General features: G+C 68.6%; 21 protein-coding genes and 1 tRNA gene. 11 read left to right on the top strand and 11 right to left on the bottom strand.

Annotated features, from left to right (window positions below; genetic code table 11):
• Positions 1–9 precede the first annotated feature (9 nt).
• From FHW78_RS11120 to FHW78_RS11110, 3 genes are all read left to right on the top strand, one after another.
• The gene (locus FHW78_RS11120; protein WP_183640171.1) at positions 10–714 is read left to right on the top strand and encodes an SIMPL domain-containing protein; all 705 of its coding nucleotides are present in this window, start codon (positions 10–12) and stop codon (positions 712–714) included.
• Position 715: 1 nt separating this feature from the next.
• A complete protein-coding gene (locus FHW78_RS11115) occupies positions 716–1,801 on the top strand; it encodes a winged helix DNA-binding domain-containing protein (RefSeq protein WP_183640169.1) in 1,086 nt (361 codons plus the stop codon).
• 82 nt (positions 1,802–1,883) lie between these two features.
• Entirely contained in the window at positions 1,884–4,046 is a 2,163-nt protein-coding gene (locus tag FHW78_RS11110; RefSeq protein WP_183640166.1) for a S46 family peptidase, read from the top strand.
• A gap of 38 nt (positions 4,047–4,084) precedes the next feature.
• Here FHW78_RS11110 and FHW78_RS11105 read toward each other — a convergent pair whose 3' ends face one another.
• From FHW78_RS11105 to FHW78_RS11095, 3 genes are all read right to left on the bottom strand, one after another.
• Positions 4,085–4,915 (bottom strand): nucleotidyltransferase domain-containing protein, encoded by an 831-nt coding sequence (locus FHW78_RS11105; RefSeq protein ID WP_183640163.1) that lies wholly within the window; start codon positions 4,913–4,915, stop codon positions 4,085–4,087.
• Positions 4,916–4,958: 43 nt separating this feature from the next.
• Complete coding sequence (gene mnmG, locus FHW78_RS11100) at positions 4,959–6,848, bottom strand: tRNA uridine-5-carboxymethylaminomethyl(34) synthesis enzyme MnmG (protein WP_183640161.1); 1,890 nt, start codon at positions 6,846–6,848, stop codon at positions 4,959–4,961.
• Positions 6,849–7,263: 415 nt separating this feature from the next.
• Positions 7,264–7,839: a hypothetical protein gene (locus tag FHW78_RS11095; RefSeq protein WP_181444180.1), complete on the bottom strand. Its 576-nt coding sequence runs from the start codon at positions 7,837–7,839 to the stop codon at positions 7,264–7,266.
• Between the two features lie 149 nt (positions 7,840–7,988).
• On the opposite strand from FHW78_RS11095, the gene FHW78_RS11090 reads away from it, so the two are divergent.
• From FHW78_RS11090 to FHW78_RS11080, 3 genes are read left to right on the top strand one after another with little or no spacing between them, the layout of a single operon-like run.
• On the top strand, positions 7,989–8,948 hold the full coding sequence (locus tag FHW78_RS11090; protein WP_183640158.1) for a pyridoxal-phosphate dependent enzyme: 960 nt from the start codon (positions 7,989–7,991) through the stop codon (positions 8,946–8,948).
• The gene (locus tag FHW78_RS11085) at positions 8,933–9,565 is read left to right on the top strand and encodes a YdcF family protein (RefSeq protein ID WP_183641350.1); all 633 of its coding nucleotides are present in this window, start codon (positions 8,933–8,935) and stop codon (positions 9,563–9,565) included. The genes FHW78_RS11090 and FHW78_RS11085 overlap by 16 nt, the downstream gene beginning before the upstream one ends.
• A 58-nt stretch (positions 9,566–9,623) precedes the next feature.
• Positions 9,624–10,052, top strand: coding sequence for a ketosteroid isomerase-related protein (locus FHW78_RS11080; protein ID WP_183640155.1), 429 nt, complete (start codon positions 9,624–9,626; stop codon positions 10,050–10,052).
• Positions 10,053–10,335: 283 nt separating this feature from the next.
• Here the strand turns inward: FHW78_RS11080 and bioC are convergent, their stop codons facing one another.
• From bioC to bioB, 4 genes are all read right to left on the bottom strand, one after another.
• On the bottom strand, positions 10,336–11,220 hold the full coding sequence (bioC, locus tag FHW78_RS11075; RefSeq protein WP_183640153.1) for a malonyl-ACP O-methyltransferase BioC: 885 nt from the start codon (positions 11,218–11,220) through the stop codon (positions 10,336–10,338).
• A 40-nt stretch (positions 11,221–11,260) separates the two neighbouring features.
• Positions 11,261–12,046: a pimeloyl-ACP methyl ester esterase BioH gene (gene bioH / locus FHW78_RS11070; RefSeq protein WP_183640150.1), complete on the bottom strand. Its 786-nt coding sequence runs from the start codon at positions 12,044–12,046 to the stop codon at positions 11,261–11,263.
• 100 nt (positions 12,047–12,146) lie between these two features.
• On the bottom strand, positions 12,147–13,346 hold the full coding sequence (gene bioF, locus FHW78_RS11065; RefSeq protein WP_183640147.1) for an 8-amino-7-oxononanoate synthase: 1,200 nt from the start codon (positions 13,344–13,346) through the stop codon (positions 12,147–12,149).
• A 134-nt stretch (positions 13,347–13,480) separates the two neighbouring features.
• Entirely contained in the window at positions 13,481–14,551 is a 1,071-nt protein-coding gene (gene bioB / locus FHW78_RS11060; RefSeq protein ID WP_183640145.1) for a biotin synthase BioB, read from the bottom strand.
• A 69-nt stretch (positions 14,552–14,620) separates the two neighbouring features.
• Between bioB and FHW78_RS11055 the strand changes: the two genes are divergently transcribed.
• The 3 genes from FHW78_RS11055 to FHW78_RS11045 all read left to right on the top strand — a co-directional run bounded on the left by FHW78_RS11055 (position 14,621) and on the right by FHW78_RS11045 (position 16,512).
• Entirely contained in the window at positions 14,621–15,316 is a 696-nt protein-coding gene (locus FHW78_RS11055; RefSeq protein ID WP_183640142.1) for a ComF family protein, read from the top strand.
• Positions 15,317–15,389: 73 nt separating this feature from the next.
• Positions 15,390–15,854 carry a nuclear transport factor 2 family protein gene (locus FHW78_RS11050; protein ID WP_183640140.1) on the top strand — a complete coding sequence of 155 codons (465 nt, stop codon included), beginning with the start codon at positions 15,390–15,392 and terminating at the stop codon, positions 15,852–15,854.
• 106 nt (positions 15,855–15,960) lie between these two features.
• Positions 15,961–16,512 carry an HdeD family acid-resistance protein gene (locus FHW78_RS11045; RefSeq protein ID WP_183640137.1) on the top strand — a complete coding sequence of 184 codons (552 nt, stop codon included), beginning with the start codon at positions 15,961–15,963 and terminating at the stop codon, positions 16,510–16,512.
• A gap of 49 nt (positions 16,513–16,561) precedes the next feature.
• Here the strand turns inward: FHW78_RS11045 and ubiA are convergent, their stop codons facing one another.
• Positions 16,562–17,464: a 4-hydroxybenzoate octaprenyltransferase gene (ubiA, locus tag FHW78_RS11040; protein ID WP_183640135.1), complete on the bottom strand. Its 903-nt coding sequence runs from the start codon at positions 17,462–17,464 to the stop codon at positions 16,562–16,564.
• Positions 17,465–17,648: 184 nt separating this feature from the next.
• Between ubiA and FHW78_RS11035 the strand changes: the two genes are divergently transcribed.
• Both FHW78_RS11035 and FHW78_RS11030 read left to right on the top strand, forming a co-directional pair.
• Positions 17,649–17,725: transfer RNA gene (locus FHW78_RS11035), tRNA-Arg, on the top strand.
• A gap of 192 nt (positions 17,726–17,917) precedes the next feature.
• On the top strand, positions 17,918–19,594 hold the full coding sequence (locus tag FHW78_RS11030) for a tetratricopeptide repeat protein (protein ID WP_183640132.1): 1,677 nt from the start codon (positions 17,918–17,920) through the stop codon (positions 19,592–19,594).
• 49 nt (positions 19,595–19,643) lie between these two features.
• Here FHW78_RS11030 and FHW78_RS11025 read toward each other — a convergent pair whose 3' ends face one another.
• From FHW78_RS11025 to smeD, 3 genes are read right to left on the bottom strand one after another with little or no spacing between them, the layout of a single operon-like run.
• The gene (locus FHW78_RS11025; protein ID WP_183640130.1) at positions 19,644–21,074 is read right to left on the bottom strand and encodes an efflux transporter outer membrane subunit; all 1,431 of its coding nucleotides are present in this window, start codon (positions 21,072–21,074) and stop codon (positions 19,644–19,646) included.
• Positions 21,067–24,231: a multidrug efflux RND transporter permease subunit SmeE gene (gene smeE, locus FHW78_RS11020; protein WP_183640127.1), complete on the bottom strand. Its 3,165-nt coding sequence runs from the start codon at positions 24,229–24,231 to the stop codon at positions 21,067–21,069. The genes FHW78_RS11025 and smeE overlap by 8 nt, the downstream gene beginning before the upstream one ends.
• 12 nt (positions 24,232–24,243) lie before the next feature.
• On the bottom strand, positions 24,244–25,428 hold the full coding sequence (smeD, locus tag FHW78_RS11015; RefSeq protein WP_183640124.1) for a multidrug efflux RND transporter periplasmic adaptor subunit SmeD: 1,185 nt from the start codon (positions 25,426–25,428) through the stop codon (positions 24,244–24,246).
• Between the last annotated feature and the right edge of the window lie 72 nt (positions 25,429–25,500).

The following is a 25,500-nucleotide window of genomic DNA, read 5'->3' as shown; positions in this document are numbered from 1 at the left end:
GGAGATTGCATGCGTCAGGTTTTTCTTGCCCTGTTGTTCGTCCTTGCCGCTCCCACCTTCGCCGGTACTCCGCTTCCCGACACGCCGCACATCGTGGTGTCGGGCGCGGGCGAGGTCACTGCCAAACCCGACAGCGCTCGCCTGAGTTTCCAATTCGAATCCCGTGCCGCGCAGCCGCTCCCCGCCAAAAAGGCCGTGGACCAAGGGGTCAACCGGTTGCTTGAAGCGCTTTCCCGCTTCGGCATCGCGGACGGAGACATCGAGGCGGGAAGCCTGCAGGCTTCCGAGGACGTGGACTACACCGACTCCGGAAAGCGGGTTTCCAATGGTTACGAGGCCAGCCGGACCGTCACCGTGCTGCTGACGCGGATCGACCAGCTCAATGATCTGATTGACACGGGACTCGCTGCGGGTGCCACGAATTTCCGCAACCTTCAGTTCGAGTCCTCGCGTGCGGCCGAGTTTCGCGCCGAGGCCAAGCGCAAGGCCATCCAGAATGCGCACGCGCAGGCACGCGACACTTCCGTAGCGTTCGGTGCTGCACTCGGCCCCATCTACAGTATCGACAGCATCACTTCACAGGTGGAATTCGGATACCAGGGAGGAACGCTGGACACGGTCGTGGTCACCGGAAGCAGCGCATCCGGGCGCTACGTCCAGCCCACCGTGGAATACCGCGAGAACGTCCGGGCGGTCTTCGAGCTCAAGCGCTGAGATGGAAGGCCCTCCCTCGGTTGCCGGATGGCGGCTTCACCGGCAAGGCATCAGCACGCCGCTGGGCGACGATCCCGCCGACACGGTCCGCCACCTGCTGGCGGTGCAGGCGCAGGATTATTATGGGTCGTTGTGGGCGGTGGGCCTGCGCACCAAGGGTGCGCGCGAGGTTGATGTCGAACGGGCCATCGCCGAGCGCCGCATCGTGCGCACCTGGCCGATGCGCGGGACGCTGCACCTGGTGGCGCCGGAGGATGCACGCTGGATGCTGTCGCTCATGGCAATTCGTGCACTCGACCGCGACCGTGCGCGCCAGGAGCGCGAGTTCGGCCTGGATGCGCGCACGACGGGCCGGTGTGCCGAGGTGGTCACGCGACTGCTCGAAGGCGGCAGGCAGCTGACCCGTGGCGCGCTCTACGAAGCATTGGCCGAACGGAAAGTCGACACCGAAGGGCAACGCGGCCTGCACATCCTGGGTCGACTCGCCCATGAGGGCCTGATCTGCCAGGGGCCACGCGAGGGCAAGCAGCCGACGTTCGTGCTGCTGGACGAATGGATTCCACGCACCGCGATCCTCGACCGCGATGCGGCGCTGGCGGAACTGGCGCGGCGCTACTTCGCCGGACACGGTCCGGCCACCGTGCACGATCTGGCCTGGTGGTCGGGCCTGACCGTGCGCGATGCACAGGCGGCGGTGGATGGCGCAAAGCCGACCCTTTCGCACCATGATTACGACGGCGTCCGGCATTGGTTCACCGAATCGCCGTCGGCGCCCGCGCGAGCGGTCCCGGCGGTGCACCTGCTGCCGCCGTTCGACGAATACCTGGTCGGCTACAAGGACCGCAGCGCCGCGCTGGACGCCGCGCACAACCGGCAGGTGGTCGGCATCAACGGGCTGGTCAACCCCAGCCTGATCGTCGACGGGCGCGTCAATGCACTCTGGAAGCGCACGCTGGACCGGCAGGGCGCCACGCTCTCGCTGACGCCGTTGCGGCCCCTGCGCAAGGCGGACCGGCCTGCGCTCGCGCGGGCCGCCAGACGCTACGGGAAGTTCATCGGCCAGCCGGTGGTGCTCGCCGCGGACTGAGGCGCCCATGCGGCGATCGCAATTGCCCCGCGCGGCGCGGGCCGCTATCGTCGCAGGCTGTCTTTTCCGAGGATTCCCGCCCATGAGCGCACGCACGCCCTTCACCGCCCTGGCCCTGGGCATAGCCCTGGCCCTGCCCGCGCAGGCCAACGAGGGCATGTGGATGCCCTCGCAGCTGCCGCAGCTGGCCGCGCCGCTGCGCCAGGCGGGTTTCGAGGGCGATCCGGCCGCGCTGGCCGACCTGACCCGGCCGCCGCTCAACGCGGTGGTCAAGGTCGGCGGCGCCACCGGCGCGTTCGTCTCCGCCGATGGCCTGGTGCTGACCAACCACCACGTCGCCTACGGCGTGATCCAGTACAACTCCAGGCCGGAGAAGAACCTGATCGATCAGGGCTACATCGCCGGCGATCGCGCCGCCGAGCTTCCGGCCAATCCCGACTACCGGGTGTTGGTGACCGTCGGTTTCGATCGCGTGACCGATGACGTGATGCGCGATGCCGCCGGCAAGACCGGTCGCGAGTACTACGACGCGGTGGATCGCGCCAACAAGCGCATCGTCAGCGAGTGCGAGCGCGAGGCGGGCATGCGCTGCAGCGTCGCCACCATGTACTACGGCGCCGATTTCTACCGTATCAAGCAGCTGGAACTGCGCGATATCCGCCTCGTGTACGCACCGCCACGCGCGATCGGCAACTACGGCGACGAGATCGACAACTTCATGTGGCCGCGCCATACCGGCGACTTCACCCTGCTGCGCGCCTACGTCGGCAAGGATGGCAAGCCGGCGGCGTACAGCCCGGACAACGTGCCCTACCGCGCACCCGCGCACCTGCAGGTCGCGCTCGATGGCCCGAAGGAAGGCGATTTCGCGATGCTCGCCGGCTATCCCGGCATCACCTACCGCCACCGCTTCGCCAGCGAATTCAAGGAGCGCATCGAATGGGGCCTGCCGGCCAACGTCGAAGTGCTGGATGCGCTGATCGGCATCGTCCAGCAGCGCGGCAAGGCGGATCCGGAAGCCGGCGTGAAGTACGCCAGCCAGCTGTCCGGCCTGAAGAACAGCAGCAAGCGCTTCAGCGGTGAACTGGAAGGCCTGCGCCGCAGCAACGCCATCCAGGTCCGCGCCGACGCCGAGAAGGCGATGTATGCGTGGCTGGCGAAGTCGGGCGGCGACGCCACGTCGACGCGCGCGCGCATCGATCAGGCGCAGGCGCTGCTCGACCAGGCCAGCGCCATGCGCGAGCGCGACACGCTGGTCGGCATGATCGACGGCCGCACCCAGCTGCTGCGCAGCGCGATTACCCTGCAGCGGCTGGCGCTGGAACGCGGCAAGGCCGACGCGGATCGCGAAGGCGGCTACCAGGATCGCGACCTCGCCCTCATCGAGGGCCAATTGAAGCAGGTCCAGCGCCGCTACGACGCCGGCATGGAGCGTGCCTTCCTGACCGAGCTGGTCGGCCGCTACCAGAAGCTGCCCGATGCGCAGCGCCTGCCGGAATTCGACGCGGCCTTCGGTCGCGACGCCGCCAGCCTGGAAGCCACCCTCGCGCGTGTCTACGGTGGCACCGCGCTGGGCGAGGAAGCAACCCGCGTCGGCCTGCTGAAAGCCGAACCGGCCGCGATCACCGGCTCGACTGATCCGTTGCTGGCGCTCGCCGCGCAGCTGCAGCCGGCGCTGCTGCGCATCGAGAACGAGCGCAAGCAGCGCGACGGCGATCTGCTGCGCCTGCGCCCGGCCTACATGCAGGCGCTGACCGGCTGGTACCGCAGCCAGGGACGTTCGGTCTACCCGGACGCCAACAGCACCCTGCGGGTCAGCTACGGCAAGGTGGAATCGCTGCATCCGCGCGACAGCGTCACCTACTCGCCGGTGACCACCGTGGCCGGCATCGTCGAGAAGAACACCGACACGGTACCGTTCGATGCGCCCAAGCCACTGCTGGCGGCGATCGCCAAGGGCGACTTCGGCAGCACCGCCGATCCCGCGCTGAAGACCCAGACGGTCAACTTCCTGACCAACCTGGACACCACCGGCGGCAACTCGGGCTCACCCGTGCTCAACGCGCGCGGCCAGCTGATCGGCCTGAACTTCGACAGCAACTGGGAGTCGGTCAGCGCCAGCTGGATGTTCGATCCGCGCTACAAGCGCGCCGTGCACGTGGACATGCGCTACATGCGCTGGTTGATGTCCAAGGTCTACGCGGCCCCGCACCTGCTGAAGGAAATGGGGCTGCCGGCGGAGTAAGCCGGCAATGGCGGGTTCGGCCCCGGCCGAGCCCGCCACTAGCGCGCGGAGAAGCCGATTGCCTGGCGGAAAAACCTGTCGAGTGGCTCTTCATCCGCCTCGCGCACGGGCAGGTGCACAGCATCCCGCCCCATTCGTTCCAGTTGCATTTCGATGAAGTCGCTGATCGCCGGAACGCGCGGCCCATCGGCAATCTCGCCGCTGGTCCGCTTCACCACCAACAGCGCATCAATGGCCTCGCGTACCGGCCCATGCGGCAACAGCTGATCCAGCAAGGTCTCGAAGGCCATCGGCGGCGGTTGCTCCGACTTCTCGATCCACAGGCAGGCCAGGATCGGGCGCAGGACGTACAGATACTTCTTCGTGCGGATGCGATCGCCGCTCAAATGGCTACGGAAAGTGGTCTTCGCCATGCTGTGATAGTGATGCCACGCCGCAAGCCGTGAATAGTGGCTCTGCGCCAGTTCGCGGAGTCCTCCGACGATCTTTCCGTCCTCAAGATAGACGATCGGCGAACGCAGCCATTCGGACAGCGTGGGATTGCATTTGGACAGCAGGCGCAGTGCCTTGCGCAGATCCCAGCCGCTGACGTCCAGTTCACCGTCAATCGGAAGCTCGATCACATCCCGCTGGGGAGCCCCCGGACGCGTCCGCTCGTTCACGGTCAGGTACCACTCCGCGCGATGCACATAGATGAAACGCGCGTCGTAGTCGCTGTCCGGCGACGAAAACCCCCAGCCACGGCTGCCGGATTCGCAGGCGAACACGACCCGGACATCGTGTTCTCGTTCGATGTCCGCCAGGGCTGCGAGGATGGCGGCCCGTTTCTCCGGCGCAATGGGGTGGATGTCCGTTTCCGTTTGCGTCACGTGGTTTCCTGTTCGATATCGGCTTGCGTTCAAGCCTCGTGCTTCACGCCACCTGCGCGCGCCGCGCGCGGGTGAGATGCACCAGCAGCAGCGAGATCGCGGCGGGGGTCATGCCGGGGATGCGCTGGGCCTGGCCGACGGTCTGCGGCTGCACGCGCGCCAGTTTCTGCTGCACCTCGGCCGACAGGCCGTGCACGCCGGCGAAGTCGAAACCGGCCGGAATCGGGGTGGACTCGTTGCGCTGCTGGCGTTCGATTTCCTCGCGCTGGCGGTCCAGGTATCCGGCGTACTTGACGCCGATTTCCACTTGCTCGGCGACCTTGGCGTCGTCGACCGCCGGTCCCAGCGCGGGTACCCGCATCAGCTTGGCGTAGTCCAGTTCGGGACGCTTGATCAGATCCAGCGCGTTGGTCTCGCGGCTCACCGCCACGCCCAGCACCGCTTCCAGCTCGCGCCCCAGCGCGTTGTTCGGCGTGGCCCATAGCGCGCGCAGGCGCGCGGTCTCGCGCTCGACCGCTTCCTGCTTGGCGCTGAAGCGCGCCCAGCGCGCGTCGTCGACCAGGCCCAGTTCGCGGCCGACGCCGGTCAGCCGCTGGTCGGCGTTGTCCTCGCGCAGCTGCAGCCGGTATTCGGCGCGGCTGGTGAACATGCGGTAGGGCTCGTTGGTGCCGTGGGTGATCAGATCGTCGATCAGCACGCCGATATAGGCTTCGTCGCGGCGCGGCGACCACGCCTCCCGCTGCTGCACGAAACGGGCGGCATTGAGGCCGGCGATCAGGCCCTGCGCGGCGGCTTCCTCGTAACCGGTGGTGCCGTTGATCTGGCCGGCGAAGAACAGGCCGGCGACGGCCTTGGTCTCCAGCGAGGACTTCAGCCCGCGCGGGTCGAAGAAGTCGTATTCGATGGCATAACCGGCCCGGGTGATGTGGGCCTGCTCGAAGCCACGGATGCTGCGCACCAGATCCAGCTGCACGTCGAACGGCAGCGAGGTGGAAATACCGTTGGGGTAGATCTCCACGACGTCCAGGCCCTCCGGCTCGACGAAGATCTGGTGGCTGGCCTTCTCGGCGAAACGCACCACCTTGTCTTCGATGGACGGGCAGTAGCGCGGACCGATGCCCTCGATCTGGCCGGTGTACAGCGGCGAGCGGTGCAGCGCGTTGCGGATGATCTCGTGGGTGCGCTCGCTGGTGTGGGTGATCCAGCACGACACCTGCGCGGGATGATCGGCGACGTCGCCGATGAAGGACATCACCGGCATCGGATCGTCACCCGGCTGTTCCTCCATCACCGCGTAGTCCAGCGTGCGGCCATCGATGCGCGGCGGCGTGCCGGTCTTCAGCCGATCGACGACGAAGCGGCCTTCGCGCAGCTTGTGCGCCAGCGCGGTGGCCGGCGGGTCGCCGGCGCGGCCGGCGGCGTACTGGGTCTCGCCGACGTGGATCTTGCCGGCCAGGAAGGTGCCGGCGGTCAGCACCACCGCGGGTGCATGGAAACGCAGCCCGGTCTGGGTGACCGCACCCCGCACGCTTTCGTTCTCGATGATCAAATCATCCACCGCCGCCTGGAACACGGTCAGGTTGGGCTGGGCCTCCACCGCGCTGCGGATGGCGCGACGGTACAGCGCGCGGTCGGCCTGGCAGCGGGTCGCCCGCACCGCCGGACCCTTGGACGCGTTGAGGGTGCGCCACTGGATGCCGGCACGGTCGGCGGCCCATGCCATCACCCCGCCCAGCGCGTCGATTTCCTTGACCAGGTGACCCTTGCCGATGCCGCCGATGGCCGGATTGCAGCTCATCGCGCCGACGGTCTCGACGTTGTGGGTCAGCAACAGCGTGCGCGCGCCGGCGCGGGCCGCGGCAAGCGCGGCCTCGGTGCCGGCGTGGCCGCCGCCGATGATGATGACGTCGTAGCGGTAGAAATCGTGGTTCATGGTTCGTGTTCAGCCTGGGAGGCCGGCGTTCGCGGTGGAGTCGCCGGGCCGGGTGGTGCCGGATTGGCACGCTTCCTGCGAAATACCCGTGGCACCCGATGTGGCAAGCGACAGGGGCGTGGGCTGGGATTGGAACAGGGGCCAGCCATGCGCACAGCGGGGATGCCGGGGGCCGGTAGTCGGGGGACTGCCGGCCCTTTTTTGTGCGCGAAGGATACCGCGTCGGCCAATGAAAAACCCGGCCGGAGCCGGGTTTGAAGGGGCGCCGACGCCCGGCAGGGACCGGAACAGGGGGGATCCAGAACTCCCCACCGGACGTCGACATGGAACCTTTATCGCCTGTGACGTCAGAAAGCGACGCAACCGGTCAACTTCGGTTCCAACGGCCCGACGGCCGGCGGCCTGCCCCCCTGGATCAGTTCTCGATGACCCGGACCCGTCCGCCGCGGGGCTGGATTCGCGGCGCCCCGGCCGGACGCTCGTTGATGCTGCGCGGCATCGACTGCGGCCGCGACGGCGCGCCCGGCGAGACCCGGGGCGGAGCCCCTGGCGAGACCCTCGGCGGCATGCCGGGACTCACCCGTCGGGGCGGCTGGCCCGGGACCGCCGGCTGCTGGCCGTGCTCGCGCCAGGCGCCCCGGGTCGGATCGCGCCAAGGCGCCGGACGGTTGCCGCCCGGACCGCTGCCCGGCGGCGGCCGGTAGCCGCCGTGGTCATGGCCCGGACGCGGACGATGCACCGGCGGCGGGTAATAGGGGTAGTACGGACCGTAATAGCCGTAATACGGCTGACGGCCGTAGTAGGAGGGCCGGTTGTAGTAACCGCCGTAATAGCCGCCGTATACCGGATAGCCGTAGGCGTCGTAATAACGGACCACCGGGCGGCCCTGGTAATAGCCTCCGGCCGCGCTGGCGCCGACATGGTCGTACGTCGCGCAACCGCTCAGTGCGGCCGCGGCGAGCGCAGCGATGATCAGCAGTCTTGGTTTCATGTGCGGCCCCTGACTTTTCCAGCGACTGCCAGCATCGGGCCGGCGGATTGAATCCGTGCTTAACCCTGGCCATCGCGGGCCGGGGGCTTTACCTGCCGTTGCCCGTTCCCTCCATCCAGCCGGGCCGGGCGGTGCGTTAACCTGTTGCCATGCCGCACACCCTGCCCACGTTCGACGACATCCTGGCCGCCGCCGCGCGCATCGCGCCCCACGCCCACACCACGCCGGTCCTGCACTCGCGCGAACTCGACGAACTGGCCGGCTGCTCCCTGTTCTTCAAGGCCGAACCGTTGCAGCGCAGCGGCGCGTTCAAGTTCCGCGGCGCCTGCAATGCCGTGTGGTCGCTGCCCGAAGCCGACGCCCGGCGCGGTGTGGTCACCCATTCTTCCGGCAACCACGGCGGCGCCCTCGCGCTGGCCGCGCGCACCCGCGGCATCCCCTGCCATGTGGTCGTGCCCGAGGGCGCCGTGGCCGCCAAGCTGGCTTCCATCCAGCGCTATGGCGCGACCATCCATCGCTGCGCGCCCACCCAGGCCGCGCGCGAGGCGGCCTGCGCGCGGGTGCAGGCCGAAACCGGCGCACAGCTGATCCATCCGTTCACCCATCCGGCGGTGATTGCGGGGCAGGGCACCGCCATCCTGGAATTGCACAACAGCCACGGCGCGTTCGACGCGGTGATGACTCCGGTGGGCGGCGGCGGCCTGAGCACCGGCACCGCGATCGCCACCGCGCGGGTCGCACCGGATTGCCGGATCTATGCGGCCGAACCGACCGGCGCCGACGACACCGCGCGCTCGCTGGTGGCCGGTCGGCGCGTGGACGCTTTCACGCCGGACACCATCTGCGACGGCCTGCGCACCCTCGTCGGCGAACCCAATTTCGCCGCCCTGCGCCAGCACGGGGTGCAGGTGCTGGTGGCCGACGATGCGGAAACGATCTCGGCGATGCGCCTGCTCTGGCAGTGTCTCAAGCTGGTCGTCGAACCCTCCTCGGCGCTGGTCTTGGCGGCGCTGCTGAAACATCGCGGACGCTTCGCCGGGCAACGGGTCGGGCTGGTGTTGTCCGGCGGCAATGTCGATCTCGACGCCCTGCCCTGGGGGCCGGCGTGAGCATGGGCGGGGCGCGCCGCAAGCGGCGCAGGGGATTCTGGGGCTGGACGTGGCGCCTGCTGATGTTGCTGCTGCTGTGGCTGGCCGGCGTGGCCGGCTACATCAGCTGGGTGGGCCAGCGCGATCAGGCCGCCCCGGCCGACGCCATCATCGTGCTGGGCGCGGCCGCCTACGACGCCAAGCCTTCTCCGGTGTTCGAAGAGCGCATCCGCCACGGCATCGATCTGTACAAGCGGGGCATGGCCAGGACCCTAATCTTCACCGGCGGCTACGGCGGCTCCGGTGCGCGTTTTTCCGAATCGCAGGTCGGTCGCCGCTACGCCATTCGCCAGGGCGTGCCGGCCAGGGCCATCCTGATCGAATCGGTGTCCCGCAATACCCATGAGAACCTGCGCCAGGCCGCGGCGCTGATGCAGACCCATGATCTGCGCAGCGCGATCGTGGTCAGCGATCCGCTGCACATGGCGCGCGCTTTGCGCATCAGCCACGAACAGGGCATCGACGCGCTGGGATCGCCCACGCCGACCACCCGCTTCCGCAGCTTCACCACCCGCTGGCGTTTCCTGCTGGCCGAGGTGTACTTCTTCCACCGCGATCGGCTGCCGCAATCACGATGAGCGCCGTGGACGCATGCCGGGAGTATCATCCGGGTTTGCTCCGGACGAGGCCACGCCCATGAAGATCGACGGCAACCGCAGGCAGGATCGCGCCACCGAACTGGTGCTGACTTACTACGCGGCCTTCAACCGGGGCGACTGGGACGGCATGCTGGCGCTGCTTGCCGACGATGTCGTGCACGACCTCAACCAGGGCGCGCGCGAAACCGGACGCGAAGCCTTCGCGGCGTTCCTGGGCCGGATGAACGCCAGCTACCGCGAGAAGTTACGCGACATCGTGGTACTTGCTTCGCTGGACGGCGATCGTGCCGCCGCCGAGTACGTGGTGCATGGCGAATACCTCAACACCGACGAAGGCCTGCCACCGGCCAAGGGACAGGCCTACGTGCTGCCCGGCGGCGCGTTCTTCGATATCCGCGATGACCGGATTGCCCGGGTCACCAATTACTACAACCTGCAGGACTGGATAGCGCAGGTGAGCCGGTAGTACGCGGCTGGTTTCGGCGAGAGCGAACAGCAAATCCCCCTCGGTCCCCCTTCGCAGAAGGGGGAGGAACGGCGGGTACTTCGGTTCGGACGCAATCTTGGAGAGCCCCCTTGATCAGCCATTCGGCTGTTGAAAGCAAAAAAGGGGGCGGGCGCCCGCGCCAGCGGGCGACGGGGATTTGCGCGGGATCAGGGAAGGCGCCGCATCTCCATGCCGTGCATGACGGCAAAAACCGGCATCCGCCATGCGCCTCACCCGACACCGTGGGCGCAATCCGCCAGCGCTACTCCCCGCGTCGGCGGATCGGAATCCGCGACACCGGCACGCTGGCGATTTCCTCGCCCTGCCCGCGGATCGGCGCTCCGGGTTCCGGTGCCCAGGCGTGGGCGTAGATGACTTCCCAGGTGCTGGGCAGCTTGCCGTCGGCGCCACGCAGCGGTTCGTACGCCGCGCTGGCGGCGGCGAAGCGGCGGCGGCCGGTCAGGGTGTGGCGGCGCGCACTCATCGCGTTGGTCGCGCCCATCGCGCGCAGTTCGCGCATCAACGCCGGCAGGTCCGCATAGGTCAGGGTGAAGCGATCCCGATCCAGCACCGGATCGCGGAAGCCCGACATCATCAAGGCGTCACCGAACTGCGCGATCGGGGTGAAGCGGCTGACGTGCGGCGTGTCGTCGGCGTGGGCGAAGGCGTCGCGCAGTTCCTGCAACGTATCCGGACCGAACGTCGAGCACAACAGCAACCCGCCCGGCCTGAGCACGCGGCGGAATCCGGCGAACACCGCCGGCAGATCCTCCACCCATTGCAGGCACAGGTTGGAGAACAGCACGTCGACGCTGCCCTCGGCCAGCGGCAGCGCGCGCGCGTCGGCGCATACGCGCGCGAAAGGTTTCCACCAGCCCGCCTGCTTCTTCGCCTCGCGCAGCATCGGCAGCGCCAGGTCCAGTGCCACCACCTGCGCCTTCGGCCAGCGCTTGTGCATCGCCGCGGCAGCATGGCCCGGCCCACTGCCCACGTCGACCGCCAGCTTCGGCGCGCGCTCGCCCAGATAGTCCAGCGATTCCAGCAGGCGTTTCTCGACTTCGTGCTGGAGCACGGCGACGGCGTCGTAGCCGGCGGCCGAGCGCGAGAAGGCGCGACGGATGTGGCGGTGATCGAACTGGGAACTCATCTTCGGATTGTAATCGGGTGCGGGGAATGACCTGGACGGGTCATGTCCTGGAGCCGGCGGACGCGTGGCCGACGGCGGAGAGGAAGTCGATCAACTCGCGGGCGACCTGATCGGCATGGCCGAGGAAGGGCGCATGCCCCCCACCGGCGATGTCCACGTGCAGGCCCCACGGCGCCAGCGCCGCGGCGTCGCGCATGCCCGCCGCCGACACCAGCCGGTCGCGGCGGCCGGAGATCCACAGGCTGGGCATCGCCAGGCCGGCAAGCGCATCGCGCAGATCGACCTGTTCGAGCAACCGCAGGCCCTGCTGCAACGCTTCCGGCGCGGGCTCGCCGCGCGCGTACAAGGTCTGCTTGAGCGTGCGCAGTTCCTCGCGCGCATGTTCGGAACCGATCGTGTCCAGCGCCAGGAAGCGTTCCAGCGTGCCGCGATAGTCGCGCCGCAGTTCCTCGCCGAACTGGTGGAACACCGTGGACTCGACCGCGTGCGGCCAGTCCGCGTCACGCACGAAGCGCGGGGTCGCGGCGATCAGCGCCAGCCCCAGCACCTGCGGCGACGATACCGCCGCCTGCATCGCGAACAGGCCACCCAGCGACCAGCCCAGCCAGATCGCCGGCGGCGTGCGCGCGAGGATTTCCGTCGCGCATGCCTGCAGTTCCAGCGGCGTGGCCGACTCCCGGCTGTGGCCGTGGCCCGGCAGATCGACCAGATGCAGGGTGCAGCGATCCGCCAGGCGTTCGACCAGCGGCGCGAACACGCCGCCGTGCAGGGCCCAGCCATGAATCAGAACCAGCGAAGGGCCGTGGCCCACGACTTCGATATGCATGCGTTACGGAGCTGGAAGCCGCCGGCGCAACCGACGGGAAAAGACGGCGCCCATTGTCGCCGATTCGGGAACGGCGGCCGCGCGGGCGGCCACCGCGGGTTCAGGTGCCGACGTTGCGGATGCGGCGCACCGCTTCCCACGAACGCGCCAGCACATCGACCAGTTGGTCCACGTCCTGCGGCGCGTGCAGCGCCGACAGGGTGACACGCAAGCGCGCCTTGCCTTCCGGCACGGTCGGCGGCCGGATCGCCGGCACCCAGAAGCCGGCGCTTTCCAGCGCCGAGGACAGTGCCAGCGCATTGGCCTCGTTGCCGCACAGCACCGGCTGGATCGGCGTGTCCGAAGCCATCAGCTCCAGCCCGCGCCCCTGCGCGGCGGTGCGGAAACGGTCCACCAGGCCTTGCAGCTTCTCCCGGCGCCAGTGATCCCGGCGCGCATGCCGCACCGCCACCCGGGCGGCGGCGGCCAGCGCCGGCGGCAGCGCCGTGGTGTAGATGTACGGTCGCGCGGTTTCCGCGAGGTGCTGGATCAACGTTTCGCTGCCCACCACCACCGCGCCGTAGCCGCCCAGCGCCTTGCCCAGCGTCACCAGTTGCAGCGGCACCTCGTCCACGCCCATCCGCGCCTCGGCGACGCTGCCGCGCCCATCCGGGCCGCGCACGCCCACGCCGTGCGCGTCGTCCACGTACAGCAGGGCCTGCTGCATCCGCGCCACCAAACTCAATGCGCGCAGCGGTGCGACATCGCCATCCATGCTGAAGACGCCATCGGTAACCAGCATCGCCGCGCCTTCCGGCGCCTGCCGCAGCTGGCGCATCGCGCCTTCCGGATCCAGGTGCGGGTAGCGGCGCAGCTTGCAGCCCGCCAGGCGGGTCGCGTCGATCAGGCTGGCGTGGTTGAGCCGGTCCTGCACGCACACGTCACCATCCTCCAACAAGGCCTGCTGGACGGCGAGGTTGGCCAGGAAGCCGCTGCCGAACAGCAATCCGCGCGGATAGCCCAGCCAGTCGGCGACGTCCTGTTCCAGTGCCTCGTGGGCGAGGTGGTGCCCGGTGATCAGATGGGAAGCACCGGCGCCCGCGCCTTCGCGGCCGGCCGCGTCCTGCAGTGCGCTCTGCACCTCGAACTGCCGCGACAGGCCCAGATAGTCGTTGCCGGCGAATTCGGTCAGCCAGCGGCCATTGACCTCCACCCGCACGCCGTCGCGGCGGGTGACGGTACGGCGCACGCGCGAGCGTCCCTGCGCGGCGCGGAGCTTGCGCTGGTTCTGGACGCGTTCAAGCAGATCGGGACGGGTCATGGCGGACGGCAGCCTGGCATCGGAGCGGCGAAGGGATTTCCTCAATTGCGCCGCACGGCCGGAAACACGACGCACGCCGACGACGCCGTTGCGGCGCCGTGCCTGTTTGCCAGATTCCCCCTGAGCACAACCGACTACGCCGCGTGGTCGCAGCAGGCGGCCGGCGCGGTGATGTCGGCGTGCACCGTAGCGCCGCCGGTAACATTACTTCTGTGACTGTCGTCAAAATTTTCCACCTGTACCGCCATCGGCCGCAGGCCCAGCCGGGCAAACAGGGCAAGGTCGCGCTCCGTATCGGGGTTGCCGGTGGTCAGCAGTTTCTCGCCGTAGAAGATCGAGTTGGCGCCAGCGCTGAAGCACAGCGCCTGCAACTCGTCGCTCATCGCCTCGCGACCCGCCGACAGCCGCACCATCGAACGCGGCATCACGATGCGCGCGACCGCGATCGTGCGCACGAACTCGAACGGGTCCAGTTCCGCCGTGCCGTGCAGCGGCGTACCCGCCACCTGCACCAGCCGGTTGATAGGCACCGAATCCGGATGCGCCGGCAGGTTGGCCAGCGCCTGCAGCAGGCCGGCGCGCTGGTCGCGCGATTCGCCCATGCCGACGATGCCGCCGCAGCAGGTCTTCATGCCGGCATCGCGCACGTGCGCCAGGGTGTCCAGGCGATCCTGGTATTCGCGGGTGCGGATGATGTCGCCGTAGAACTCCGGCGCGGTATCCAGGTTGTGGTTGTAGTAGTCCAGCCCGGCGTCCCTCAGCGCGCTGGCCTGCGGGCCGCTGAGCATGCCCAGGGTCGCGCAGGTCTCCAGTCCCAGCGCTTTCACCTCGCGGATCATCTCGGCGACCTTCGGGATGTCGCGATCCTTCGGCGAACGCCAGGCCGCGCCCATGCAGAACCGCGAGGCGCCGGCGGCCTTGGCCTGGCGCGCCCTGGCCAGCACCTCATCGGTTTCCATCAGCTTCTGCGCGTTCACGCCGGTGTCGTAGCGCTGCGCCTGCGGACAGTAGGCGCAGTCCTCCGGGCAACCGCCGGTCTTCACCGACAGCAGGGTCGAGACCTGCACCTCGGCCGGGTCGAAATGGGCGCGATGCGCCGTCGCCGCCCGGAACAGCAATTCCGGAAAGGGCAGATCGAACAGGGCCAGCAGCTCCTCGCGCTGCCAGTCATGGCGGAGTTCGGGCGTTTCAATGTGAGCGGACATCGCAGGCTCGCGGGGATAAAGTCGGTCAGTCTGGAAATCCCGCCCCACCCTGTCAACCGCAAGGACGCGATGAAAGTTGACAACTGGCTGACCTCGCTGGGCCATGCCCTGCTCCCTCCTCGCTGCCTCGTTTGCCGCGAAAATGGCGGCAACGGCGTTGATTTGTGCCCCATCTGCCTCGATTCCCTTCCATGGAACCAAACCGCCTGCGACCGTTGCGCGCTGCCGCTGCCGACACCCGGCCGGTGCGGCCAATGCCTGCGTCGGCCACCGCCGCTGGAAGCGACCCACGCGGTATTCCTGTACGCGGCTCCGCTCGACCGGCTGCTGCCCCGGCTGAAATTCCACCGCGATCTGGCGGCGGGGCGACTGCTGGCCGGGCTGATGGCCGCGTCGCTGGCCGCACAGCCCAGGCCGGACGCGCTGGTGCCGGTGCCACTGCACCGCGATCGCCTGCGCCAACGGGGCTATGACCAGGCGCTGGAGCTGGCCCGGCCGCTGGCGCGGCGGCTGGATCTGCCGCTGCTGCCCGGAGCGCTGCGGCGGGTTCGCAATACCGCGCCGCAGTCCGAATTGGATGTCCACGGACGTTGCCGCAACCTGCGCGGGGCCTTCCAGGCGGCAGACGCCGCGAAGCTGCCGGACCACGTGGCCCTGGTCGATGACGTGATGACGACCGGACAGACCCTGCATGCCGCCGCCACCGCGCTGCGGCGAGCCGGGGTCGCGCGGGTCGATGCCTGGGTCTGCGCGCGCGTGCCGTGACCGGACTTCCGGCAGGTGCGCGGACGCACGCGGTGGCGCACATTCCGCGGGACATCCCCGGGAGTTTCCCTCCATGAAGGTTCGCCCGCTGTTGCTTGGCCTGTCGCTGTGCGTGACGTCCACCGCCACCTTCGCCGCCGATGACGACGCCACGTTGCGCGCATTGGCCCAGTCGGTGCTCGATGCCCAGATTCGTTTCGACGTTCCCGCGCTGGACAGGGTGCTGGCATCGGACTACGTGGAGGTCTCGCCGGTGGGCGATGTCGATACGCGCGACGAGGTACTGGGCTTCTATGCGCCGCAGGCCCGCGAACAGATGCTGACCAAGGGCGTGGAGCCGGTGTCGGCGAGCCTGGGCGAACCACAGGTCCACGTCGACGGCGATCACGCGCGACTCATCGCCTTGAACACCGCGAAGCTGCGCATCCAGGGCGCCGAGCAGCAGAAGCAGTTGCGCACGGTATTCGAATTCCGCCGCGACGGCGGCCACTGGAAGCTCGCCAGCGCAACCTACGTGCCGTATCGCGCCAAGCCCTGATCCGGACCGGGCCGCCCACAGTTTCCCTGCGGGACGGAAGCCACGACTTGACGCCTTCCCGCACCGGGCGTATTCGTGGCCCGGCTTTCCCGGAAAGGAGAAGGAAATGGGCAGCAATCTGTTGGCGAATGCCGCACGTGGCTGGTGGGTGTTCCTGCTCTATGGCGTGCTGGCGCTGGTATTCGGCGTGGTCACCTTGTTGTGGCCCGGCCGCTCGGTGCTGGCATTGGTGCTGGCGTTCGGCGTGCTGTCGCTGGCCGATGGCATCGTCAGCCTGCTCAGCATTTTCCGCAAGGACATCGCATTGCCGAACTGGCTGCTGATTCTCTATGCATTGATATCCATCGGCTTCGGCGTGCTGGCCATCACCCAGCCGGCGCAGATGGCCGAAACGATGCTGTGGCTGCTGGCCATCTGGCTGATCATCGCCGGCATCGCCCGCATCGTGTTCGCCATCCAGGTACGCAAGCTGATCAATGGCGAGTGGTTGCTGGCGCTCAGCGGCGTGCTGGCGATGCTGCTGGGCGTGCTTTTCCTGGCGCGGCCGGGCATCGGAATGATCACCATCGCGGTGTGGATCGCCGTGGGTGCGTTGATCTACGGCGTATTGCAGCTGATCGTCGCGTTCCGGCTCAAGCGCCTCCAATCCGTGGGCTGATCCCGCCCGCCCGCGCCGGAGGCGGTGACCCCACCTTCGACGCGTCGCCCTAGCCGCTGCCTAGCGCGAAGTGCAGCGCGATGCCCGCGAACACCGCCGCGCCCACCCAATTGTTGTGCAGGAATGCGCGGAAACACGGCCCGCGCTCGCGGTGGCGCGCGATGAAGAATTCGTAGGCCACCAGCAGGACCGCCACGCCCAGCCCGGCCCAGTACCAGAGTCCCAGATCCGCCTGTCGACCGACCAGCGCCAATGCCAGGAACACCAGCGCGTACAGCACGCCCTGGATGACCAGATCCAGATCGCCGAACAGGATCGCGGTGGATCTGGAACCCATGCGGATGTCGTCGTCGCGATCGACCATCGCGTACCAGGTGTCGTAGGCGGTCGACCACAGGATGTTCGCGCCATACAGCACCCAGCCAATCGGCGGCACTTCGCCCTGTACGGCCGCGAACGCCATCGGGATGCCCCAGCCGAACGCCATGCCCAGGTACACCTGCGGCAGATGCGTGTAGCGCTTGAGATAGGGATAGCTGGCCGCCAGGAACAGCCCGACGACGCTCATGCCGATGGTCAGCGCGTTCATCGTCAGCACCAGCGCGAATGCGGCGATCATCAGCACCGCGAACACCATCAGCGCCTCGCGACCGCTCACCGCGCCGGTCGCCAGCGGTCGCCCCTTGGTGCGCTCGACATGCGGATCCAGCCAGCGGTCGGCGTAGTCGTTGATCACGCAACCGGCCGAACGGGTGAGCCAGACGCCGGCGGTGAACACGAACAGGATCCACCACGGCGGCGTGCCGCCGGCCGCCAGCCACAGCGCCCACCAGGTCGGCCACAGCAGCAACAGCACGCCGATCGGCCGATCGCCGCGGGTCAGTTTCCAGTATTGGCCCAGACGCTCGCGCCAGCGCGGCGTCGGGGAAGCTTCAAAACGTTCGTAGCCCATCTTCGGCGCATGTCGGTGGAGGCGATGGCGCCCGCCTGCATCCTGGCCGGCGGGGCCATCGGCCGATCTTACCGCCCCGGGGACAGCGGACCGCCGTCCCCGCGTTGCACGGCCCCGGGATTTCACGCGTTCCGCCACCGGCCATTGGGCTGCGCGCTGGGTTCGGGTAAGCTATGCCGTCTGCGCGCCCGTAGCTCAGCCGGATAGAGTAGTGGCTTCCGAAGCCATTGGTCGGGGGTTCGAATCCCTCCGGGCGCGCCATTTTCTCCCAGCCCTCGGCGGCAGGGACGCCGACCGGACGCAAACGCCCAGCCTGTGGCAATGCCTGCGGACTCTGGCAGCACCCTTGGCGCAACCCATCTTCTCCTGGTTCCCCCGACCTGCCTGGCTGTCCTGTCCGCTTTCGGCTCACTGACGCCGTTGGTGACTTGTACACCGCCTGGGGAGACCGCGATGATCCGTCGTTCCTTGCTCCTGCCGCTGCTGGCGACGCTGTTGCTGGCCGGCTGCGATTCAACCCGCGAGGCGGCCACCGAGGCCGCGCCCGCGCCCCGCGCCTCCGCAGCCCTGCCCCTGTTCGACACCTTCGGCGATCTGCATCGCGACGTGGCCACCCGCGTGCCCGCGGCGCAACGCTACTTCGACCAGGGTCTGCGCATGGCCTACGGCTTCAACCATGAGGCGGCCGGACGCGCATTCGCCGAGGCGGCGCGGCTCGATCCGCAATGCGCGATGTGCGTGTGGGGCCAGGCGCTGGTGCTGGGGCCGAACATCAACCTGCCGATGGCTCCCGAGCAGGCGAAGGACGCCACGGCCCTCGCCGCGCGCGCCGCGCACCTCGCCGGTTCGGCACGCCCGGCCGATCGCGCGCTGATCCAAGCCTTGCAGGCACGTTACGCCGATCCGGCGCCGGAGGATCGCAAGCCGCTGGATCGCGCCTATGCCGACGCGATGGCGCGGGTGGTCGCGCAGTTTCCCGACGACGACGACGCGGCGACCCTGTACGCGGAAGCGCTGATGGATCTGTCGCCCTGGGCATACTGGAACACCGACGGCACACCCACGGAATTCACCCCGCGCCTGCTCGGCGAACTGGAACGGGTACTGGCGCGCAATCCGCGCCATATCGGCGCGATGCACTACTACATCCATGCCGTCGAAGCCTCGCCCGCGCCGCAGCGTGCCGAACGCTACGCCGATGCGCTGGCCGCGCTGGCGCCCGGCTCGGGCCACCTGGTGCACATGCCCGCACACATCTACATCCGCGTCGGCCGCTACCAAGATGCGACCCTGACCAATTTCGCCGCGACCACCGCGGACAAGGATTTCCTGGCGGTGTGCCGCGGCAGCAACGGCGTCTACCCGTTGGGCTATGTGCCGCACAACTGGCATTTCGCCACCATGACCACGGGCCTGACCGGATCCCGCACCTTGGCGCTGCAGGCGGCGGAACAAACCGCCAGTCGCGCGGATCGCGCCGCGATGGGACAGGCGCCGATGGAGTTCATGCAGCAGTTCGTGGCCACGCCCCTGCTCACGCGGGTCCGTTTTGGTGACTGGGATGCGATCCTGGCCGACGCCAGCACATCGCCGGAGCCACCCTACCTGGCCGCCATCCGGCACTTCGCGCGCGGCATGGCGCACCTGCGCAAGGGCGCGCCGGCCGATGCCGTGCGCGAGGCCGATGCCCTGCACGCGCTCGCCATCGATCCGGCAATGACGAAGGTGAGCTTCTTCGACATCAACCACGCCGATGGCGTGTTGCGGGTCGCTGACGCCCTGCTGCGCGGGGAGCTGCTGCGTGCACAGGGCAAGACCGCGGATAGCATCGCCGCGTTGCGCGAGGCTGTCGCCGCCGAGGACGCCCTGGCCTACAACGAACCTGCCGACTGGCCACTGCCGGCACGGCTCTATCTGGGCGCCGCACTGCTCGAAACCGGCGACGCCCAAGGTGCCGCGGAAGCCTTCGGCCAGGATCTGAAGACCTATCCCGATAATGGCTGGTCGCTGTTCGGCCTGGCACAGGCGCAGGCCAAACTCGGCCAGGCCGATGCCGCGCGCGAGACTTCGCGCCGGCAAGCCGCGGCCTGGCAGTGGGCGGATGCGCCGCTGACCGCGGCGCGCTACTGAACGCCTTCCGCGGGAGGATCAGGCTGGCGCCTGTCAGGCCGCTTTCGACTCACTGCTGCGGTCGGATGTGCGCCAGGCCGCCCTCGCGCCAGCCACCACCCAGCACCTTGTACAGCGCGACCTGATTGGATTGCTGGGCCAGCCGGGTGTTCACCAGCGTCTGGCGGGCGCCGTAGGCGGCGCGGCGCGCGTCGAGCAGGGTGAGGAAGCTGTCCAGGCCGGCGTCGTAGCGCGCCTGCGACAGGCGCTCGGCCTGTTCGGTGGCGGATACCAATGCGCGCTGCGAGGCCAGTTGCCCGTCCAGGCTTTCGCTCAGCGCCAGCGCGTCGGCGACTTCGCGGAAACCGGACTGGATCGCCTTTTCGTACTGGGCCAGGGCGATGTCCTGATCGGCGGTAGCCATGCCCAGGTTCGCGCGCAGCCGCCCGCCCTGGAAGATCGGCAGGGTGATCCGGGGGATGAAACTCCACGCGCGGGTGCCGCCGTCGAACAGGCCGGACAATTCGGTCGAGGCCGAGCCGATGGCGCCGGTCAGCTGGATGGAAGGAAAGAACGCCGCGCGCGCGGCGCCGACATTCGCATTCGCCGACAGCAACACATGCTCGGCGGCCATCACGTCCGGGCGTCGCAGCAGCACATCGCCCGGCAGGCCGGCCGGCAGCGGCCGCAGTGCGGCGATGTCGGCGAGGTTGTCCTGCGGCAGCAGATCTTCCTCGACCGGGCCCCCCGCCAGCAGCACCAGCGCGTTGCGATCCTGCGCGACCTGGCCGGTGAAGCGCGCCACGTCGGTGCGCGCGGTTTCGACCAGGGTGCGGGCCTGGCTCACGTCGAGCGCGGACGAGCCGCCGCGCTGGTGGCGTGCCTCGATCAGGCGCAACGAGTCCTCATGCGCGGCCAGGGTGGCCTGGGCGATCCGCAGTTGTTCCCGATCCGCGCCCAGGGTCAGCCAGGCGTTGGCGACTTCCGCCACCAGCGTCAGCTGCGCCCCGCGCCGGTTCTCGGTCTCGGCGAAATACTTCTGCAGCGCGGCGTCGCTCAGATTGCGCACGCGGCCGAACAGATCCAGCTCGAACTCGGCCACGCCGAGATTGGCGCTGAACTGTTCGCTGACCGGGACGTCGCCGCCGCTGCGGGTCATCTGTCCCTGCACGTTGAACGAAGGCATGCGGTCGGCGCGCTGGATGCGGTACTGCGCGCGGGCGCGCACCACGTTCAACGCGGCCACGCGCAGGTCGCGGTTGTTGTCCAGCGACTGGGTGATCAGCGTTTGCAGGCGCGGATCCGGGAAGAACTCGCGCCAGCCGATGTCGGCGACATCGGCCACGGCCCGGGCCGGCGAGGCATCGCCGGCCGCGAGCGACGCCGGCCATTGCGCCGGAATCGACGGGGTCACTTCGCTGCCGCGCGGCGCGAGCGTCGCGCAGCCGGACAGCACCAGGACCATCGCCAGCGCCAGGCCGGCGGTCGAATGCTTATGCATGGGTTTCTCCCTGGATCTCCGCGTTTCCGACATTCGCGGCGGCCTTCTTGCGACTGAAGACGCGCTGCACCACCACGAAGAACAGCGGCACGAAGAACACGCCCAGCACGGTGCCCACGATCATGCCGCCGAGCACGCCGGTGCCGATCGCCCGCTGTGCGCCGGAGCCCGCGCCCGCCGCGATGGCCAGCGGCAGCACGCCAAGGCCGAACGCCAGCGAAGTCATGATGATCGGGCGCAGGCGATCGCGGACCGCGTTCATGGTGGCTTCGATGAGGCCGATGCCCCGCTCCAGGTTCTCCTTGGCGAACTCCACGATCAGGATGGCGTTCTTGCTGGTCAGGCCCACCGTGGTCAGCATCGCCACCTGGAAGTAGACGTCGCGCTCCATGCCACGGAAGGTGTTGGCCAGCACCGCGCCGAGGATGCCCAGCGGCGCGACCAGCAACACCGCGGTCGGCACGCTCCAGCTCTCATACATCGCGGCCAGGCACAGGAACACGATCATCAGCGACAGCGTGTACAGCAGTGGCGTCTGCGCGCCGGCCTGGCGCTCCTGGTACGACAGCGCGGTCCATTCGATGCCGAAGCCCGGTGGCAATTGCGCGGCCAGGCGTTCTATTTCGGCCATCGCGTCGCCCGAGGCCACGCCGGGCGCCGGTTCACCCTGGATTTCCATCGCCGACACGCCGTTGTAGCGTTCCAGGCGCGGCGAGCCGTAGTCCCAGTGCTTGGAGGCGAACGCGCTGAACGGCACCATCCGGCCCTCTGCATTCTTCACCGACCACAGATCGAAATCCTCCGGCACCATGCGGAACGGCTGGTCGGCCTGCACGAACACGCGCTTGACCCGGCCGCGGTCGACGAAGTCGTCGATGTACTGGCTGCCCCAGGCGGTCGCCAGGGTGCTGTTGATCTGCTCGATCGACAGGCCCTGCGCGCTGGCCTTGGCCACATCGATGTCGATGCGGAACTGCGGCGTGTCCTCCTGTCCGTTCGGACGCACGTTGGCCAGCTTGCCGCTTTCGGCGGCCATGCCGAGCAATTGGTTGCGCGCGGCCAGCAGGGCTTCGTGGCCCTGCCCGCCGTTGTCCTTCAGGAAGAAGGTGTAACCCGAGGCGGTGCCCAGTTCCGGAATCGCTGGCGGCGGGAACGCGAAGATGAAGGCGTCCTTGATCCCGCCGAGCGCGGCCATCGCACGGCCGGTCACCGGCATCACGCCCTCCTCGGTGCCGCGCTCGCCCCAATCCTTGAGCTTGACGAAGGCCATGCCCGCGTTCTGGCCCATGCCGGCGAAGCTGAAGCCCTGCACCGAGAACACCGACTCCACCGCGCCCTTCTCGTTTTCCAGGAAGTGGTTCTCCAGCGCCTGGATCGATTCCATCGTGCGCTCCTGGGTGGCGCCCACCGGCGCCTGCACCAGCGCCATCAGCACGCCCTGGTCCTCGTTGGGCAGGAACGCGCTGGGCAGGCGCACGAACAGCACGCCCATCAGCACGAACATGCCCAGCACGATGCCCATGAAGCGCCACGGCCGCGCCAGGATGCCACGCACGCCGCGCTGGTAGCTTTCGCTGGAACGATCGAAGCCGCGGTTGAATGCGTTGAAGAAGCGACCGGCCAGGCCGCGGTGGGCGACATGATGCTCGCCCTTCTTCAGCGGCTTGAGCAGGGTCGCGCACAGCGCCGGGGTCAGCACGATCGCGACCAGCACCGACAGCGCCATCGCCGACACGATGGTGGCGGAGAACTGGCGGTAGATCACGCCGGTGGAGCCGCTCATGAACGCCATCGGCACGAACACCGCCGACAGCACCAGGCCGATGCCGACCAGCGCGCCGGTGATCTGGCCCATCGACTTGCGGGTGGCCTCCAGCGGCGACAGTCCTTCCTCGGACATGATGCGCTCGACGTTCTCCACCACCACGATGGCATCGTCGACCAGCAGGCCGATTGCCAGCACCATCGCGAACATCGTCAGCATGTTCACCGAGAAGCCCAGCGCGGCCAGCACGCCGAAGGTACCCAGCAGCACCACCGGCACGGCGATGGTGGGAATCAGGGTGGCGCGGAAGTTCTGCAGGAACAGGTACATCACCACGAACACCAGCACGATCGCTTCGAGCAGGGTCTTCACCACGCCCTTGATGGACACCCGCACGAACGGGGTGGTGTCGTACGGCGTCTCGGCCTTCAGGCCCGCCGGGAAGAACGGGGTGAGTTCGTCGAGGGTCTTCTGCACGCCGGCGGCGGTGTCCAGCGCGTTGGCGCCGGTAGCCAGGGTGATCGCCAGACCGCTGGCCGGCTGGCCGTTGTAGCGGGTGATGAAGTCGTAGGACTCGGCACCCAGCTCGACCCGGGCCACGTCGCTCAGGCGCAGTTCCGATCCGTCCTGCGCGCTGCGCACGACGATGTCGCGGAACTGCTCGGGCGTCTGCAGGCGCGACTGCGCGTTGATAGTGGCGTTTAGCTGCTGGCCCTTCACCGCCGGCGCGCCGCCTAGCTGGCCGATGGCGACCTGCGCGTTCTGCGCCCGGATCGCGGCGACCACCTCCGGTACCGAGAGGTTGTAGGTGTGCAGCTTGTTCGGATCCAGCCAGATGCGCATGGCGTACTTGCCGCCGAACACCTGGATGTTGCCGACGCCCGGCACGCGGCTGAGCTGGTCGACGACATTGGAGCCGACATAGTCGGCGATGTCGTTCTCGTCCATGCTGCCGTCTTCGGAGACGAAGGCGAGTACGTTGAGGAAGCCCGAGCTGGACTTGGCCACGTTGATGCCCTGCCGCTGCACTTCCTGCGGCAGCAGCGGCATCGCCAGCTGCAGCTTGTTCTGCACCTGCACCTGGGCGATGTCCGGGTTGGTCCCGCTCTCGAAGGTCAGGGTAATCGTCGCCATGCCGTTGGCGGAGCTGTTGGACGAGAAATAGATCAGCCCGTCCAGGCCCTTCATGTTCTGCTCGATGATCTGGGTCACCGAATCCTCGACCACCTTGGCCGAGGCGCCCGGATAGGTCGCGCTGATTTCCACCGCCGGCGGCGCGACGTTGGGATACATCGAGACCGGCAGCTTGAACAGGGCCAGGCCGCCGGCGAGCATGATGATGATGGCGATGACCCACGCGAAGATGGGTCGGTCGATGAAGAAGCGTGCCATGGGATTCTCCGCTTACCGCGCGCCGTGGGCGGCGGCCGGCGCCGTGGACGTCGCGGTCCTTGCCGGCCTGGCATCCCGCTCGGTGGCGTGCACGGGCATGCCGGGGCCGATCTTCTGCAGGCCTTCGACGATGACCTTGTCCCCGGCCTTGAGGCCGTCCTCGACCAGCCACTTGTCGCCCAGCGCGCGGCTGACCTTGACCGGCCGCACTTCGACCTTGCCGTCCTTGCCGACCACCATCGCGGTGGTATCGCCCTTCGGGTCGCGGGCGATGCCCTGCATCGGCACCAGCAGCGCGTCGTTGCGCACGCCACCGCCGATCACCGCGCGCACATACATGCCGGGCATCAGCACGCCCTCGGGATTGTCGACCTTCACCCGCAGGCCGAAGCTGCCGGTGCCGGGATCGACGCTGACTTCGGAGAACTCCAGCGTGCCCTTGTGATCGAAGGTGCTGCCGTCTTCGAGCAGGATGCTCACCGGCAGTTGCTGGTTGTCCTGCAATCGCCCGGCCACCAGTTCGCGGCGCAGTTGCAGCAATTCGGCCGAGGACTGGCTGAGGTCGACGTAGATCGGATCCAGTTGCTGCACCGTGGCCAGCGCTTCGGCCTGGCCGGCATTGACCAGCGCGCCCTGGGTGACCGTGGACTTGCCGATGCGGCCGCTGATGGGCGCGGTGATCCGCGCATAGCCCAGGGTCACGTTGGCCGCGTCCAGCGAGGCGCGGGCGGCACCGACATCGGCGTCGGCCTGCTGCTGCGCGGCGACGGCGTTTTCCAGATCCTGCTGGCTGACCGCGTCGATCTTCGCCAGCTCGCCGATGCGGCGCGCGCTCAGGCGGGCGGCGTGGGCGGTGGCCTCGGCGCGCGCCAGCTGCGCGCGGGCGGTGTTGGCCTGGGCGCGATAGCTGGCGTCGTCGAGCTGGTACAGCGCCTGCCCGGCCTTGACCACGCCGCCTTCGGTGAACAGCCGGCGGGCAACGATGCCGTTGACCTGCGGGCGGACTTCGGCGACCAGGAACGCCTGGGTGCGGCCGGGGAGTTCCCGGGTCAGGCCGACCTGTTCGGTCTTCAAGGTGGTCACGGTGACCTGGCCGGGGCCGCCCTGGGGCGCCTCCGGTTCACCACCGCCACAGGCGGACAGGGACAGGCCGATCGCCAGCGACAGGGCGAGGAAGGGGAGCGGGATTCGGGACATGGCGGTGGGGTCGAAGTAGGGATTCGGGCGCCAATTGGCGGCTAAAAGGCGCCTTATCGGCGCCAAGTGGCT

The sequence above is a fragment of the Pseudoxanthomonas sp. OG2 genome (genome assembly GCF_014192765.1).
Classification (GTDB): domain Bacteria; phylum Pseudomonadota; class Gammaproteobacteria; order Xanthomonadales; family Xanthomonadaceae; genus Pseudoxanthomonas_A; species Pseudoxanthomonas_A beigongshangi.
This window is presented reverse-complemented; position numbering and strand designations above follow the sequence as displayed.